The following is a 13,712-nucleotide window of genomic DNA, read 5'->3' on the forward strand; positions in this document are numbered from 1 at the left end:
GCACGGCGGCGCCCCCGGCTGGGCACCCGTCCCCGCCCGGCTGCCCGCCACGAGTGAGGAGATCCCCGCATGACCTTCCACGACGGGCTGCGTGTCGTCCACGCCCACGGCGACCGGGTCACGGTCACCGAACCCACCACCGGCGTCGAGCTGTTCAGCTACGTCTACCGGCCGGAGGCGGCCTGGGAGGCCCCGAAGCCGTATCTGCACCCGATCCGGACCCTCGCGGGCGACGTCGTCACCGACTACCGGCCCAACGACCACCGCTGGCACAAGGGCCTGCAGCTGACCGCCTCGCATCTGTCGGGGCAGAACCTGTGGGGCGGCAACTCGTACGTGCACGGCGAGGGCTACCTGGCGATCCCGGAGCGCGTCGGCTCGATGGCACACGTCGGGTTCGACGACGTCGTCTCGGACGGCGATCGGGTCGTGATCGCGGAACGGCTCACCTGGCACCCGTACACCGGGGAGCTGTGGGCCGACGAGGAGCGCCGTATCGAGGTCCACGACGTCGACACGGAGACCGGCTCCTGGGCGCTGACCTGGACGAGCGCGATCACCAACCGCCGCGAGGAGCCGCTGCTCTTCGGCAGCCCGACCACCGCCGGGCGCGAGATGGCGGGCTACACGGGCCTGTTCTGGCGCGGTCCGCGCGCCTTCCGGGACGGGCGGGTCATCGGGCCCGACTCCGAGGGCCCGGAGCTGATGGGCGAGCAGGCGCCCTGGCTCGCCTACTCGGGCGAACACGACGGCGCCGACGGCCACGCCACGCTCGTCTTCGCGCACGCCCCCGAGAACGACCACACCGGGGCCGGCGGCGCCCACCCCGCCCACTGGTTCGTCCGCAACGAGCCGTTCGCCGCCGTCGCCCCCTCCTGGGCCTTCCACGAGGAGCTGGAACTGGCCCCCGGCGACACCCTCACCCGCCGCTACCGCGTCGTCGTGGCGGACGGGGCCTGGGAGCGGGAGGAGATCGCCAAGTACCTGGAGGCGCACCCATGGTGAACGCGTACGAGGGACTGCCGGGCGGGGTCGCCGTCTCGCACCTGTCCGTCTACGACTGGCCCGCGACCGACGGGGTGTGCGGGGGAACCCCCCATATGCACCTGACCTGTTCGGAGGCGTACGTCGTCACCGGCGGGCGCGGCGCCGTGCAGACGCTGACGGCCTCCGGGTACGAGGTCACGCCCCTGTCGCCCGGCACGGTCGCCTGGTTCACGCCCGGCACCATCCACCGGCTGGTCAACGAGGACGACCTGCGCATCACCGTCCTCATGCAGAACAGCGGGCTGCCGGAGGCGGGCGACGCCGTGCTCACGCTGCCGCCGGAGTATCTGACCGACCCGGAGACGTACGCCGCCGCCACCCGTATCCCGGTGGACGCCCCGGAGGAGGAGCAGGAGCGGGTCGCCCGGGCCCGGCGGGATCTCGCCCTGGAGGGCTACCGGGCGCTGCGCGACGCGGACGGCCCCGAGCCGCTCGCCGCCTTCCACCGGGCCGCCGCCGCGCTGGTACGGCCCCGGCTCGCCGAGTGGCGCGCACGTTGGGAGCGGGGCGCGCGGGCGGCTGCCGCCGCGACCGGGGAGCAGCTGGACCGGCTGGAGCGGGGGGACCTGTCGCACCTTGCCGGTGCCGTCGTACGGGCGGAACAACCGTCCGCGTACGGCAAGTTCGGGATGTGCGGGCGGCTGGACGTCTACAAGGGGAACTGACGAACGGGCGTGTGTGGTCGCTCGGGCCCACGCGGCGGAGCCGCACACCGACACGGCCCCGCGCCCCTGAAGGGGCGCGGCGCGCACCGGTCGACTCACGCGGCCGTCGGACCCGTCACCGTCCAGCCCGGTGTCTGCGGGTGGGCCATCAGGTCCTCGTGGCGGACCTCGCCGCCGCAGGCCGTGCAGGTGACCGTCGGGACCAGTTCGTTGCCGCAGATGTGCTCGATCACCATGGGGCGGTCGTCGTCTTCACGGAGATGGCGGTCGCCCCACGCCATGAGCGTCATCAGGACCGGCTCCAGTTCGAGACCCGCCTGTGTCGGCCGGTACTCGAAGCGCTGCGGACGCTCGCTGTAGACGTGCTTCTTCAGCACGCCCGCGTCCACCAGGCGCTTGAGCCGCGTGGCCAGCACATCGCGCGGGGCCCCGATGTTGCGGACCAGCTGGTCGAAGCGGCCGTTGCCGAGGCACACCTCGCGCAGGACCAGCAGGGAGTACTTCTCACCGACGATCGCGAGGGCGTCGGCGATGGAACAGGGGCGCGGATCTCCGGAGGCGGGCATGAGCCCAGTCTAGGGGAGGGTTTGATTTTCCAACTCGCGGAGCTATGGTGAGTTTGGATTTCCTACTCACTGGTAGTCGCCCGTAGCCGTGGAGGCCCGCCCATGCGTGACGCCGTAGTCGTCGAAGCCGTACGCACCCCCATAGGAAAGGGCAGGCCGAACGGAGCCCTCGCCCACGTCCATCCCGTCGAACTCCTCGCCCACACCCTGCGCGCCCTCGTCGACCGCGCGGGCGTGGACCCGGCGCTCGTCGACGACGTCATCGGCGGCACGGTCGACCAGGTCGGCGAGCAGGCCATGAACACCACCCGCTACGCCGTGCTCTCGGCCGGCTTCCCCGAGACGGTCCCCGCGACCACGGTCGACCGGCAGTGCGGCTCCTCCCAGCAGGCCGTGCACTTCGCGGCCCAGGGCGTCATGTCGGGCGCGTACGACCTGGTCGTCGCCTGCGGGGTGGAGTCGATGAGCCGGGTGCCGATGTGGTCCAACGTGCCCGAGGGCAAGGATCCGTTCGGTCCCGGTGTCGCCGCCCGCTACCCCGAAGGGCTCGTCCCGCAGGGCATCAGCGCCGAGCTGATCGCCGCCAAGTGGTCGCTCTCACGCGAGCGGATGGACGCGTTCGCGGTGTCCTCCCACCACAAGGCCGCCGCAGCCTGGGAGGGCGGGCTCTTCGACGCCGAGGTGGCGCCCCTGGACGGGGTGACCCGCGACGAGTGCGTACGGCCCGGCAGCACCCCCGAGATCCTCGCCGGCCTCAGGCCCGCCTACCACGACCCCGGGTTCGCCGAGCGGTTCCCGCAGATCGAGTGGAACGTCACCGCGGGCAACGCCAGCCCGATCAACGACGGCGCCTCGGCCGTGCTCATCGCCTCCGCCGAGACCGCCGCCCGGCTCGGCCTGCGCCCCCTCGCCCGGCTGCACAGCTTCGCCGTCACCGGCTCCGACCCGCTGCTGATGCTCACCGGCGTCGTACCGGCCACCGAGAAGGTGCTCCGCAGGGCCGGGCTGACGATCGGCGACATCGATCTGTTCGAGGTCAACGAGGCGTTCGCCAGTGTCGTCCTCTCCTGGCAGCAGGAGACCGGCGCCGACCTCGACAAGGTCAACGTCCACGGCGGCGCGATCGCCCTGGGGCACCCGCTCGGGGCCAGCGGCACCAGGTTGACCACGACCCTGGTCCATGCGATGCGCGCGCGGGGCGCCCGGTACGGGTTGCAGACGATGTGCGAGGCGGGTGGGTTGGCCAACGCGATGGTGCTGGAAGCGGTGTGAAATCGGGCTTCGCGCCCACGCGGCGGAGCCGCGTATGCGACTGACCGGTCAGCGGGCCCGCAAGTGGTGGCGCTTGCGCCAAGCCACCGTCGCGCCGATCAGGGCCGGTATCGCGATGGCCGCCATGGCGATCAGGAAGGCCGGTGAGGTCGGGGACGAGGCTCGGGCGCCGGCCACGGCGTACGCGGCGGTGTTGGGGATCGAGCCGAGGGCCGTGGCGAGGAGGAAGGGGAGCCAGCCCATGCGGGAGACGGAGGCGCAGTAGTTCGCCGCCCAGAACGGCACCCCGGGGAACAGCCGGGCCGCCAGCATGGAGCGGAAGCCGTGGCGGCTGAGCTGCCCGTCCGCCAGCTTCAGCCAGCGGTGGCGCAGCAGCGGGCGCAGCGCGTCCTGCCCGAGCACCCGGCCCAGGGCAAAGGAGATCCCGGCCCCGAGGACCGTGCCCGCGAGCGCCGTGCCCAGCCCCAGCTGGGAACCGAAGAGGGCACCCGCCGCGAGGTTCAGGATCGGCCGGGGCACGAACGCCACCGTGCACAGCCCGTACGCCACCGAGAACACCACGGCCGCCGCCGCGCCGTTCAGCTGGGGCGGCCAGCCGTCGGCCAGCAGCCGCTGCGGCTCGAACAGCAGCACGGTCGACACCGCGCCCACGAGCAGCGCCACGAGCAGCGAGAACCGCGCCCACGGCGACAGCAGCGCCCTGCCCCAGCGGGCGGCGCGCCCCGCGGGGACGGTCGGGGCGGCGGGCGTGGCGATGGCGAGGTCCGTGGCGGCGGCCCGGGGAAGAGCCGTGGCGGTGCCCCCAGAGCGGGTGGTGGCATCGAGCATTCGTCGAAGGTAACCGACCCATGTGTGTGTATGCCGTACGGAACGTCTCACCGGCGTCACAGCATGCGGAACATCCGGGTCGGCGACACCGACGTCACCCAGGCCCGACGGGGCATCGCACACCGTGCTGCCTGCGTCTTCCGGAACACGGACAGCGCGGCGTCGCCGTTCAGCCCCCGCGCCGTCCTGTGAAGCATCTCTCCTTCGGCCGCGGCGACCTCGTAAGACGCCGGGAACCCCCTCCGCACCCTTCGAACTCGCCCGTCACGAAAACCATTCGACGCGGAGCGACGCGTCGACGATGATCGATGCCATGTTCCGGCACGCCTTCGTCCTCGCAGCATCCGCGGTAGTCGCGGATGCCCCGAAGGCTGCCCTTCTGATCGTCGTGGCCGCCGCAGACGGCGCCCGAAGCTGACCCTTCCCGGAGATTCCGGCGGACCCCGCAGGGGGAGGGTCGGCAAGACCTTGGGGTCCCCGTCCCGGCCGCGTACCCGTCGCGCCGGGGCCATCACTCAGTACCGCTGAAGAGGCTTCGAGGTACCGCCATGTCCAAGACGGCTTACGTCCGCACGAAACCGCATCTCAACATCGGCACGATGGGCCATGTCGACCACGGCAAGACCACCCTGACCGCCGCCATCACCAAGGTCCTCGCCGAGCGCGGGACCGGCAGCACCACTCGATACGTTTCGTTCGACCGCATCGACCGCGCCCCGGAGGAGGCGGCGCGCGGCATCACCATCAACATCGCGCACGTCGAGTACGAGACCGACACCCGGCACTACGCGCACGTCGACATGCCCGGTCACGCCGACTACGTCAAGAACATGGTCACCGGGGCCGCGCAGCTCGACGGGGCGATCCTCGTCGTCTCCGCGCTCGACGGGATCATGCCGCAGACCGCCGAGCACGTGCTGCTCGCCCGGCAGGTGGGGGTGAACCATGTGATCGTCGCGCTGAACAAGGCCGACGCGGGCGACGAGGAACTGATCGACCTCGTCGAGCTGGAGGTCCGCGAGCTGCTCACCGCGCACGGCTACGGCGGCGACTCCGTACCCGTCGTACGGGTCTCCGGGCTGAAGGCCCTCGAAGGGGACCCGCGGTGGACGGCGTCGATCGACGCGCTGCTGGACGCGGTGGACACATACGTTCCGATGCCGGAGCGGTATGTGGACGCGCCGTTCCTGTTGTCGGTCGAGAACGTGCTGACCATCACCGGGCGGGGGACCGTCGTCACCGGTGCCGTCGAGCGGGGCGTGATCCGCGTGGGCGACCGGGTCGAAGTGCTCGGCGCCGAGGCCGAGACCGTCGTCACCGGGCTGGAGACCTTCGGCAAGCCGATGAGCGAGGCGCAGGCCGGGGACAACGTGGCGCTGCTGTTGCGTGGCGTTCCACGGGACGCCGTCCGGCGCGGGCATGTCGTGGCGGCGCCCGGCAGTGTCGTGCCCAGTCGGCACTTCACCGCGCAGGTGTATGTGCTGTCCGCCCGTGAGGGGGGCCGCACGACTCCGGTGTCCACGGGTTACCGGCCGCAGTTCTACATCCGTACGGCGGATGTGGTCGGTGACGTCGACCTCGGGGAGATCGCCGTCGCCCGGCCCGGGGACCGGGTCACGATGAACGTGGAGCTCGGGCGTGAGGTTCCGTTGGAGCCCGGGCTGGGGTTCGCGATCCGTGAGGGCGGTCGGACCGTGGGGGCCGGCACGGTGACGGCCGTTCAATAGACGGCCACTCAACAGGTGAGTTGGTGCGCGTGGGGGACTGCGGGTCCGTTGTGGCTGGTCGCGCAGTTCCCCACGCCTCTTTCAGAGGCGCTGCGGCGCCCCTGTGGCCAAGCAGCGCACCCGGCACAATGGGGCCGTGAACGAAGCCATACCCGTCTCCCGCGCCACCGATCAGGGGACCGCCAAGCTCATGCCCGACGTCGACCGGGAACGGGCCTGGCTGCTGACCGTCGACGGGGCGCCGCAGTCGTATGTCGATCTGGACGCGCCGACGCATCTGGAGTTCGAGTACGCGCGACGGCTCGGGCATGTGCTGGACACCGTGGCGGAGCCGGGGCAGGCGCTCGATGTGCTGCATCTCGGCGGGGGCGCACTCACTCTGCCCCGATATGTGGCCGCCACCCGGTCCGGGTCCCGGCAGGACGTCGTCGAGTACGACCGGGGGCTGCTGGACCTCGTCGTCGAGCATCTGCCCCTGCCCCGCGACGCGAAGATCGCGCTGCACGGCGCCGACGCCAGGGAATGGCTCGAAGCCGCCCCCGCGGACTCGGCCGACGTGATCGTCGCGGATGTCTTCGGCGGGTCCCGGGTGCCGGCGCATCTGACGACCGTGGCGTACGCGCGTGCCGCCGAGCGGGTGCTGCGGGCGGACGGGGTCTATCTCGCGAACCTCGCCGATGCCGCGCCGTTCGCGTTTCTGCGCTCCCAACTGGCCACGCTCGCGACGGTGTTCGAGGAGCTGTCGCTGATCGCAGAACCGGGCGTGCTGCGCGGCCGGCGGTTCGGCAACGCGGTGCTGCTGGCCGCCCACCGGCCCCTCGACGTCGCCGCCCTGGCCCGGCGCACCGCCGCCGACGTCTTCCCGGCGCGCGTCGAACACGGCCCGGGGCTACGGGACTTCATCGCCGGTGCCGTGCCCGTGCGCGAGGAGGACGCGGTGCCGTCACCCGAGCCGCCCGACGGAGCCTTCGGCATCGGCTGAGCCGGGCTCGGCGTCCGGCTTGCTCAGGGCGACCGGCGTGCCGCGCCTGGTCAGGGTCCGTACGTCGCGTACGCACAGCACCGCCGCCGTGGCCGCCGTGCACAGGGCGGCGCAGCCCCACAGGGCCGCCGTACGCCCGAAGGCGCTCTCCGCCGGACCCGCCAGCGCGGTGGCGAGCGGCACCATCGACACCGAGCCGAACCAGTCGTACGCCGAGACGCGGGACAGCTTCTCCTCGGGAATCTCCTGGTGCAGCGCGGTCATCCAGGAGACACCGAACACCTCGATGGACAGACCGCTGACGAACATCGCCACACACAGCACGGCGATCGACGTCGGCACGGCCAGTGCGGCCGAGGGGAGGGCGAAGGGGAAGACGCACAGGACACCGACGAGGAGGAGCCGGCGCGGTTTCCAGCGGGTCATGAGCAGGGCCCCGACGGCGTTTCCGGCGCCGTACAGGGCCAGCGCCACGCCCCACGGGCCCGCGCCGCCGAGGCTGTCGCGGGCGACCTGGGGGCCGTAGACCGAGTCGGCGGCCACGATGACCGCGTTGACGAGGGAGAACTGGACGACGATCGCCCACAGCCAGGTCCGGCCGGTGAACTCCCGCCAGCCGTCCCGGAGATCGGCGAGCATGCCGTGGCCGGGCTCGCGCTCCGGCACATGGCTCACGTCGAGGAAGGCGCGCAGACCGCCGGCGACCGCGAACGCGACCGCGTCCACCGCGAGCACCCAGCCGGGGCCGATCAACGCGACCAGTACGCCGCCGAGTGCCGCGCCGCTCATGGTCGCGCCCTGCGAGGCGAAGCGGAACAGCGCGAAGGCCCGCCCCGCCTGTTCGGCGGTGACCGAGGACATCAGCATGCCTTCGGCGGCCGGGCTGAAGAACGCCTGCCCGGTGCCGCCGAGCGCGGACAGCAGCATCATCTGCCACAGCCGTGCCTCGCCGGTGAGCACGAGCGCGGCGAACACCGCCTGGGAGAGGCAGTTGAGGGTGTTCGCCGCGACCATCACATGGTGCCGGGGCAGCCGGTCCGCGACCGCGCCGCCGATCAGCAGGAACAGCACCAGCGGCAGTGTCCGCGCCGCCGCGACCAGACCGACGTCCCCGCCGTCGCCGCCCGCCTCCAGGACCGCGAACGCCGCCGCGATCAGGGCGCCGTGGCTGCCGAGGCTGGTGACGACCGCGGCCGTCGTCAGCAGGGTGTAGTTACGGCCGGCCCAGGCGGAGCGGCTACGGAAGACAGAGGGAGAGGCCACGGGCTGACTATCGCCGCCCCGGGCGCACTTGCCAAATCGTTTCCTCGGAGGCCGTGGAAGGTTATGGCCGGTTCACGCCATGAGGGGACGACTCACGGATGCGGGGCCTGCCGCTGACCGCCACAGGCCCCGCGTCCGGTCCGCTCAGCCGCCGGTCGGGGTGCCGTACAGCCGTACGGTGCTGAGGATCTTCTGCACGGTCGCGTCCGGGACCTCGTCCTTGACGCCCTTGGCGCCGTGGAACGTCCAGGAGACGAAGTCACCCTTCGAGTTCTTGAAGGCGAACGTGGTCGCCTTGCCGTCGGTGTCGCACTTGCCCTTGCTCTTGTCGGCGGCGCCGGTCGAGTAGGTGGTCGCGACACTGCCCTCGACGCCCGACGCCGTCGTGTACGCCTCGGGCTTGCCGATCTTCATCAGCTTCTTCGAGGCGTCCTCCTGGTCGGTGTAACCGCCGAAGACCCACCACGCCGAGTCGTTGCGGGCGATGTCGCCGGTGTCGTTGGCGCCCTGCTGGCCCTTGGTGCCCACGGCGGCGAGGGACTTGCTCTCCTCGTGGCCGTCCTTGTCGTCGTCGGACTTGCACCACTCCGACTTGAGGATCGCGGGTGCCGACATGCCGATGAGGACCGAGCCGTCGCCCTTCTTGCCGTCCTCGAAGCCGATGAAGGTGCCGGGCGTCTCGACCTCCCAGTCGGCGGGCACGTCGAACGCCGTGCCCCACTTGGGGTTGATGACGACCTTCCAGCCCTCGATGGTCGGCTCCGGCCCGTCCGCGCTGCGGCTCTCTTCGGTCGAGGCCGAGGGGCTCGGCTCCTTCGACGCGCTCGCCGAGGGCGTCGAGCCCTTGCCGTTACCGCCGTCCGCCTGCTCGTCCTTGTCACCGCCGAGCACCAGGAAACCCGTCACACCGGCGGTCACGACGACGGTCGTGGCCGCCACGATCGCGATCAGCTTCGTCCGGTTGCCGCCGCCTCCGCCCGGCGGCTCCGGAGCGCCGACCGGCGCGGGCGCACCCCACTGGGGCTGCTGCGCGTACCCCGGTTGCTGACCCGTCGACTGGTATCCGGGCTGCTGGTAAGGGTTGGGTGTCGGGTACGCCTGCTGTTGGTATCCCGACTGGTCGTACCCCGGTTGCTGGTACGGATTCGGCTGCTGCGGGTTGTGCTCGCCCCCGGGCGGCTGCTGCTGTCCTGGCCACATGGCTCGTAACGATAGATGCGCCAGGGGGCGGGCTGCCACGGGCGTCCACCAAGCGACTTTGCAGTCGGGACGAACGGCTCGAAAACACCCACGGCCGACGACTTTTGACCCGTCCGACCCCGAGCCGACCCTCCGTCAGCCGCCTGCCGACCCCCGCCGACTCCCCGTCAGCCGCCCGTCGGGTCGCCGTACAGCCGTACCGTGCTGAGGATCTTCTCGATGGTCTCGTCGGGGACCTCCTCGTCCACTCCGGTGGCGCCGTAGAGGCTCCAGGCGACGAAGTCGCCCGCGGAGTTCTTGAACCCGAAGGTGACCGCCTTGCCGTCGCTGTCGCACTTCCCCTTCTGGGGAGTGTTCTTGGATCTGGCCCAGGCGACGCTGCCCTTCACACCGGAGGCCGTCGTGTAGTGCTCCGCCTTCTCGTCGAAGACGATGCTCTTGCGGTCCGGCTGGGTGTAGCCGCCGTAGACGTACCAGGGCACCTGGTTCACGGCCACCTCCTCGGTGCTCTTGGCGCCGCTCGCGCCCTTGGTGCCCGTCGCGGCGAGCTCCGTGTGGTTCTCGCGGCCGTCCTTGTCGTCGTCCGACGTGCACCACTTGGACTTGTAGTACGCCGGTGCCGACATGGTGATGAGCGGCGGGTCACCGGCTTTCCCCTTGCTGTCCTCGAAGCCGATGATGGTGCTCGGGGTGTCGACCTCCCAGTCGGCGGGCACGTCGAACGCCGTGCCCCACTTGGGGTTGATGACGACCTTCCAGCCCTCGATGGTCGGCTCCGGCCCGTCCGCGCTGCGGCTCTCTTCGGTCGAGGCCGAGGGGCTCGGCTCCTTCGACGCGCTCGCCGAGGGCGTCGAGCCCTTGCCGTTACCGCCGTCCGCCTGCTCGTCCTTGTCACCGCCGAGCACCAGGAAACCCGTCACACCGGCGGTCACGACGACGGTCGTGGCCGCCACGATCGCGATCAGCTTCGTCCGGTTGCCGCCGCCTCCGCCCGGCGGCTCCGGAGCGCCGACCGGCGCGGGCGCACCCCACTGGGGTTGGCCGTACGGGATCTGGGGTGCCGGTGCCGGCGTCTGCTGGTAACCGGGCTGCTGATACGGATTCGGCTGCTGAAAGCCCGGCTGCTGGTACGGGTTCTGCTGCGGATGAGGCTCGCCCCCGGGCGGCTGCTGCTGTCCTGGCCACATGGTCGGCAACCTTAGTGATGCCCTGCCACGGTTCGGTCACCGAGCGCCGTCAGGCATGTACCGGTCAGGAGGCTGGATCGGGGGAGGGGCGGGCTGACCGTAGAAGCGGGTTGATCCCCATGGAGCCGTACGCCCCTGTGCCCGCCGCCCCACGAGTGTGCCCGCCGTCTCACAGGACACCCCTGGTCACAGCGGCTACTCGTGGGTAACCTCGCCGTCATGAGCGCAGAGCAACAGATGTCGATCGGCGAGATGCTCGCCGCCACGGTGCCGATGGTCGGGACCCTGAACCTGGAGTTCCAGGAGGCCTCGGCGGAGCGGGTCGTGGTGACGCTGCCGGACCAGGGCGAGTTCCACAACCACGTCGGCGGGCCGCACGCCGGGGCGATGTTCACGCTGGGCGAGTCGGCGAGCGGGGCGATCGTGCTCGCCGCGTTCGGGGACCAGCTCTCCCGCGCCGTGCCGCTCGCGGTCAACGCGGAGATCGCGTACAGGAAGCTCGCGATGGGCGCGGTCACGGCCACCGCGACACTGGGCCGCCCCGCCGCCGAGGTGATCGCCGAACTCGACGCCGGCAGGCGTCCCGAGTTCCCCGTCTCCGTCGCCCTCCAGCGCGCCGACGGCGCCGTGACCGGCGAGATGACCGTCGTCTGGACCCTGCGCCCCAACTCCTGAGGCCGATCCCCCGACCCTCGTCGCCCCCTCCCCTCCCGCCGGGCGGCGAGGGTTTCTCGTCCGCTTCATTGACACGCGTCACCGCCGGCCCTAGTTTCCCGCCCGACACGCATGCACATGGTTCACACAGACACCGACGCCTGCTCGAAGGAGTGACGGCTTCATGTCAGACACCGTGTCCCGGCGGCGCTTTGCCCCCACCCGCTTACGGCGACTGGTCTCGGGGGGCGCAGGGGCCACGGCCCTCGCCGCGGCCCTCCTCGCCCCCGTCCCCGCCCAGGCCGCCGCATCGGGCCGGCCGCCCTCGACCGTCGTCCGCACCGACGCCGGCTGGGTCCGCGGCGAGACCACCGCCGAGGGACGGCAGTTCCTCGGCATCCCGTACGCCCAGCCGCCCGTCGGCGACCTGCGCTGGACCGAACCCCGGCCGGTCAAGCCCTGGCAAGGGGTGCGCGAGGCGCGCGAGTTCGGCAACAGATGCGTACAGACCCCCAGTTGGGATCCCGGCTACGAACAGCCCAGCCACACCGAGGACTGCCTCGACCTCAACGTGTACGTGCCGGACGGCGGCGGACGGCGTCCGGTCATGGTCTGGCTGCACGGTGGCGGGCTCACCGCGGGCGCCGGCGAGGACGTCGTACCGGACACCTTCGCGCGACGCACCGGCACCGTCGTCGTGACCGTCAACTACCGCCTCGGCGCGATGGGTTTCCTCGCCACGGCCGGCCTCGACGACGAGGTGCGCGACGGGGTCTCCGGCAACTTCGGGATGCTCGACCAGCAGACCGCGCTCCGCTGGGTGCGGTCCAACATCGGCCGCTTCGGAGGCGACCCGGGCCGGGTCACCATCGCGGGCGAGTCCGCGGGTGGCCGCTCGGTCTGCACCCAGCTGGCCTCACCGACGTCGAAGGGCCTCTTCCGCGCCGGGATCGTCCAGAGCGGGGCGTACGGCGACTGCGGGGCCCGCGGTCACGAGTCGGCCGTGGCGCAGGGCAAGGTCTTCATGGAACGGCTGGACTGCGCGGACTTGGCCTGTCTGCGCGGCAAGCCCGCCGCCGAGATCCTCGCCGCCCAGGCCGGCCTGAACTGGGGCCCCGTGGTGGGCGGCGCCTTCCTGCCCCGGCAGCCCTTCGAGGCGTTCGCCGACGGGGCGGCGGCCCGGGTGCCCGTCCTCAACGGCGCCAACCGGGACGAGGGGCGCCTGTTCGCCTTCGCACGTTTCGACGCGGCCGGCACCCCGCTCACGGCCGAGCAGTACCCGAACGTCATGCGGACCGAATTCGGCGACCGCGCACTGGACCGCTACCCGCTCTCCGCCCATCCCTCGCCGACCATCGCGTACGGCACCGCCCAGGGCGACCAGCGGTTCGCCTGCTCCGCTCTGCGCCTGAACCAGGTGCTCGCCGGGCGCGGACCGGTCTACGCGTACGAGTTCGCCGACCGTACCTCGCCGCCCTTCGCCTCGCTGCGGAATCTGGGCACCGACTTCGACTTCGGCGCGACCCACGTCAACGAGGTGCAGTACCTCTTCAAGCACTTCGGGCTGCGGACACCGCTCGACGCCGGGCAGCGGGCGCTGTCACGGCAGATGATCGACTACTGGGGCTCCTTCGTCCGCGACGGAGTGCCGAGGGCCGCGGGCCGGTCCGCCGTACCGGCCGGGGGCGGCAAGGTGCTCACCCTCCGGACGGCCGGAGCGGGCGGCAACGGACTGAGCGCGACCGTGCACAGTGAGCACCGGTGCGACCTGTGGGACAACCTGTAGGACTCCGCCGCCGTCCGACTAAGCGGGTAGGCTGCCCCGGCGCGCGCTCCGCCGCGAGCACGCGCCGCGGGTCCGGGATCCGCCACACGAGAGGAATCGGCTTTGCACGTCCAGGAGTGGCTCGAAACAGTGCCCCCACTCAGCATCTATCTGCTGGTGGGCGTGGTCATCGGCCTGGAGAGCCTGGGCATCCCGCTGCCGGGCGAGATCATCCTGGTCTCCTCCGCGCTGCTCGCCTCCCAGCACGGTGAGATCAACCCGTTCGTCCTCGGCGCCTGCGCCACCGCCGGCGCGATCATCGGCGACTCCATCGGCTACGCCATCGGCCGCAAGGGAGGACGCCCGCTCCTGGCCAAGCTCGGCCGCAGATTCCCCAAGCACTTCAGCGAGAGCAACATCGCGGTCGCCGAGCGCTCCTTCGACCGCTGGGGCATGTGGGCCGTCTTCTTCGGGCGCTTCATCGCCCTCCTCCGCATCTTCGCCGGCCCCCTCGCGGGCGTCCTCCAGATGCCCTACTGGCGCTTCCTCATCGCCA

At 71.7% G+C, this 13,712-nt stretch carries 14 protein-coding genes; 8 read left to right on the top strand and 6 right to left on the bottom strand.

The genetic code is table 11. The features are described 5' to 3' along the window. The first annotated feature begins 69 nt into the window (after window positions 1-69). Both STRIP9103_RS18670 and STRIP9103_RS18675 read left to right on the top strand, forming a co-directional pair. Window positions 70-1,005, top strand: coding sequence for a DUF6807 domain-containing protein (locus tag STRIP9103_RS18670; RefSeq protein ID WP_009314612.1), 936 nt, complete (start codon window positions 70-72; stop codon window positions 1,003-1,005). Beyond that, entirely contained in the window at window positions 999-1,712 is a 714-nt protein-coding gene (locus STRIP9103_RS18675; RefSeq protein ID WP_048820535.1) for a cupin domain-containing protein, read from the top strand. The genes STRIP9103_RS18670 and STRIP9103_RS18675 overlap by 7 nt, the downstream gene beginning before the upstream one ends. Window positions 1,713-1,807: 95 nt before the next feature. Here the strand turns inward: STRIP9103_RS18675 and STRIP9103_RS18680 are convergent, their stop codons facing one another. Next, complete coding sequence (locus STRIP9103_RS18680) at window positions 1,808-2,278, bottom strand: winged helix-turn-helix transcriptional regulator (protein ID WP_009314607.1); 471 nt, start codon at window positions 2,276-2,278, stop codon at window positions 1,808-1,810. Between the two features lie 102 nt (window positions 2,279-2,380). Here STRIP9103_RS18680 and STRIP9103_RS18685 point away from each other — a divergent pair, with 102 nt between their 5' ends. After that, on the top strand, window positions 2,381-3,550 hold the full coding sequence (locus tag STRIP9103_RS18685) for a thiolase family protein (protein ID WP_009314604.1): 1,170 nt from the start codon (window positions 2,381-2,383) through the stop codon (window positions 3,548-3,550). A gap of 48 nt (window positions 3,551-3,598) precedes the next feature. On the opposite strand, the gene STRIP9103_RS18690 is transcribed toward STRIP9103_RS18685, so the two are convergent. After that, complete coding sequence (locus tag STRIP9103_RS18690; RefSeq protein WP_009314605.1) at window positions 3,599-4,378, bottom strand: TVP38/TMEM64 family protein; 780 nt, start codon at window positions 4,376-4,378, stop codon at window positions 3,599-3,601. Between the two features lie 56 nt (window positions 4,379-4,434). Then, complete coding sequence (locus tag STRIP9103_RS49975; RefSeq protein WP_009314615.1) at window positions 4,435-4,575, bottom strand: hypothetical protein; 141 nt, start codon at window positions 4,573-4,575, stop codon at window positions 4,435-4,437. Window positions 4,576-4,926: 351 nt separating this feature from the next. On the opposite strand from STRIP9103_RS49975, the gene tuf reads away from it, so the two are divergent. Both tuf and STRIP9103_RS18700 read left to right on the top strand, forming a co-directional pair. Further along, window positions 4,927-6,105 (top strand): elongation factor Tu, encoded by a 1,179-nt coding sequence (gene tuf / locus STRIP9103_RS18695; RefSeq protein ID WP_009314614.1) that lies wholly within the window; start codon window positions 4,927-4,929, stop codon window positions 6,103-6,105. A 136-nt stretch (window positions 6,106-6,241) separates the two neighbouring features. Then, on the top strand, window positions 6,242-7,087 hold the full coding sequence (locus STRIP9103_RS18700; RefSeq protein WP_048820537.1) for a spermidine synthase: 846 nt from the start codon (window positions 6,242-6,244) through the stop codon (window positions 7,085-7,087). On the opposite strand, the gene STRIP9103_RS18705 is transcribed toward STRIP9103_RS18700, so the two are convergent. The 3 genes from STRIP9103_RS18705 to STRIP9103_RS18715 all read right to left on the bottom strand — a co-directional run bounded on the left by STRIP9103_RS18705 (window position 7,049) and on the right by STRIP9103_RS18715 (window position 10,737). Then, window positions 7,049-8,350 carry an MFS transporter gene (locus tag STRIP9103_RS18705; protein WP_009314608.1) on the bottom strand — a complete coding sequence of 434 codons (1,302 nt, stop codon included), beginning with the start codon at window positions 8,348-8,350 and terminating at the stop codon, window positions 7,049-7,051. The genes STRIP9103_RS18700 and STRIP9103_RS18705 overlap by 39 nt on opposite strands. Before the next feature lie 144 nt (window positions 8,351-8,494). Beyond that, window positions 8,495-9,550 (bottom strand): hypothetical protein, encoded by a 1,056-nt coding sequence (locus STRIP9103_RS18710; RefSeq protein WP_009314613.1) that lies wholly within the window; start codon window positions 9,548-9,550, stop codon window positions 8,495-8,497. 167 nt (window positions 9,551-9,717) lie between these two features. Further along, the gene (locus STRIP9103_RS18715; protein ID WP_009314618.1) at window positions 9,718-10,737 is read right to left on the bottom strand and encodes a hypothetical protein; all 1,020 of its coding nucleotides are present in this window, start codon (window positions 10,735-10,737) and stop codon (window positions 9,718-9,720) included. A gap of 237 nt (window positions 10,738-10,974) precedes the next feature. Here STRIP9103_RS18715 and STRIP9103_RS18720 point away from each other — a divergent pair, with 237 nt between their 5' ends. From STRIP9103_RS18720 to STRIP9103_RS18730, 3 genes are all read left to right on the top strand, one after another. Continuing rightward, complete coding sequence (locus STRIP9103_RS18720) at window positions 10,975-11,412, top strand: DUF4442 domain-containing protein (protein ID WP_009314606.1); 438 nt, start codon at window positions 10,975-10,977, stop codon at window positions 11,410-11,412. A 163-nt stretch (window positions 11,413-11,575) separates the two neighbouring features. Beyond that, window positions 11,576-13,177, top strand: coding sequence for a carboxylesterase/lipase family protein (locus STRIP9103_RS18725; RefSeq protein WP_009314620.1), 1,602 nt, complete (start codon window positions 11,576-11,578; stop codon window positions 13,175-13,177). Window positions 13,178-13,279: 102 nt separating this feature from the next. Next, window positions 13,280-13,712: DedA family protein (locus STRIP9103_RS18730; protein ID WP_048820536.1), on the top strand; the 433-nt coding region annotated here is incomplete at its 3' end.

This window comes from Streptomyces ipomoeae 91-03, from assembly GCF_000317595.1.
In the GTDB taxonomy this organism is placed as follows: domain Bacteria; phylum Actinomycetota; class Actinomycetes; order Streptomycetales; family Streptomycetaceae; genus Streptomyces; species Streptomyces ipomoeae.

Excerpts from the sequence above, each read along its gene's own strand:
- STRIP9103_RS18670 (WP_009314612.1), top strand. The coding sequence starts at position 70 with ATGACCTTCCACGACGGGCTGCGTGTCGTCCACGCCCACGGCGACCGG.
- STRIP9103_RS18675 (WP_048820535.1), top strand. The coding sequence starts at position 999 with ATGGTGAACGCGTACGAGGGACTGCCGGGCGGGGTCGCCGTCTCGCAC.
- STRIP9103_RS18680 (WP_009314607.1), bottom strand. The coding sequence starts at position 2,278 with ATGCCCGCCTCCGGAGATCCGCGCCCCTGTTCCATCGCCGACGCCCTC.
- STRIP9103_RS18685 (WP_009314604.1), top strand. The coding sequence starts at position 2,381 with ATGCGTGACGCCGTAGTCGTCGAAGCCGTACGCACCCCCATAGGAAAG.
- STRIP9103_RS18690 (WP_009314605.1), bottom strand. The coding sequence starts at position 4,378 with ATGCTCGATGCCACCACCCGCTCTGGGGGCACCGCCACGGCTCTTCCC.
- STRIP9103_RS49975 (WP_009314615.1), bottom strand. The coding sequence starts at position 4,575 with ATGCTTCACAGGACGGCGCGGGGGCTGAACGGCGACGCCGCGCTGTCC.
- tuf (WP_009314614.1), top strand. The coding sequence starts at position 4,927 with ATGTCCAAGACGGCTTACGTCCGCACGAAACCGCATCTCAACATCGGC.
- STRIP9103_RS18710 (WP_009314613.1), bottom strand. The coding sequence starts at position 9,550 with ATGTGGCCAGGACAGCAGCAGCCGCCCGGGGGCGAGCACAACCCGCAG.
- STRIP9103_RS18715 (WP_009314618.1), bottom strand. The coding sequence starts at position 10,737 with ATGTGGCCAGGACAGCAGCAGCCGCCCGGGGGCGAGCCTCATCCGCAG.
- STRIP9103_RS18720 (WP_009314606.1), top strand. The coding sequence starts at position 10,975 with ATGTCGATCGGCGAGATGCTCGCCGCCACGGTGCCGATGGTCGGGACC.
- STRIP9103_RS18725 (WP_009314620.1), top strand. The coding sequence starts at position 11,576 with ATGTCAGACACCGTGTCCCGGCGGCGCTTTGCCCCCACCCGCTTACGG.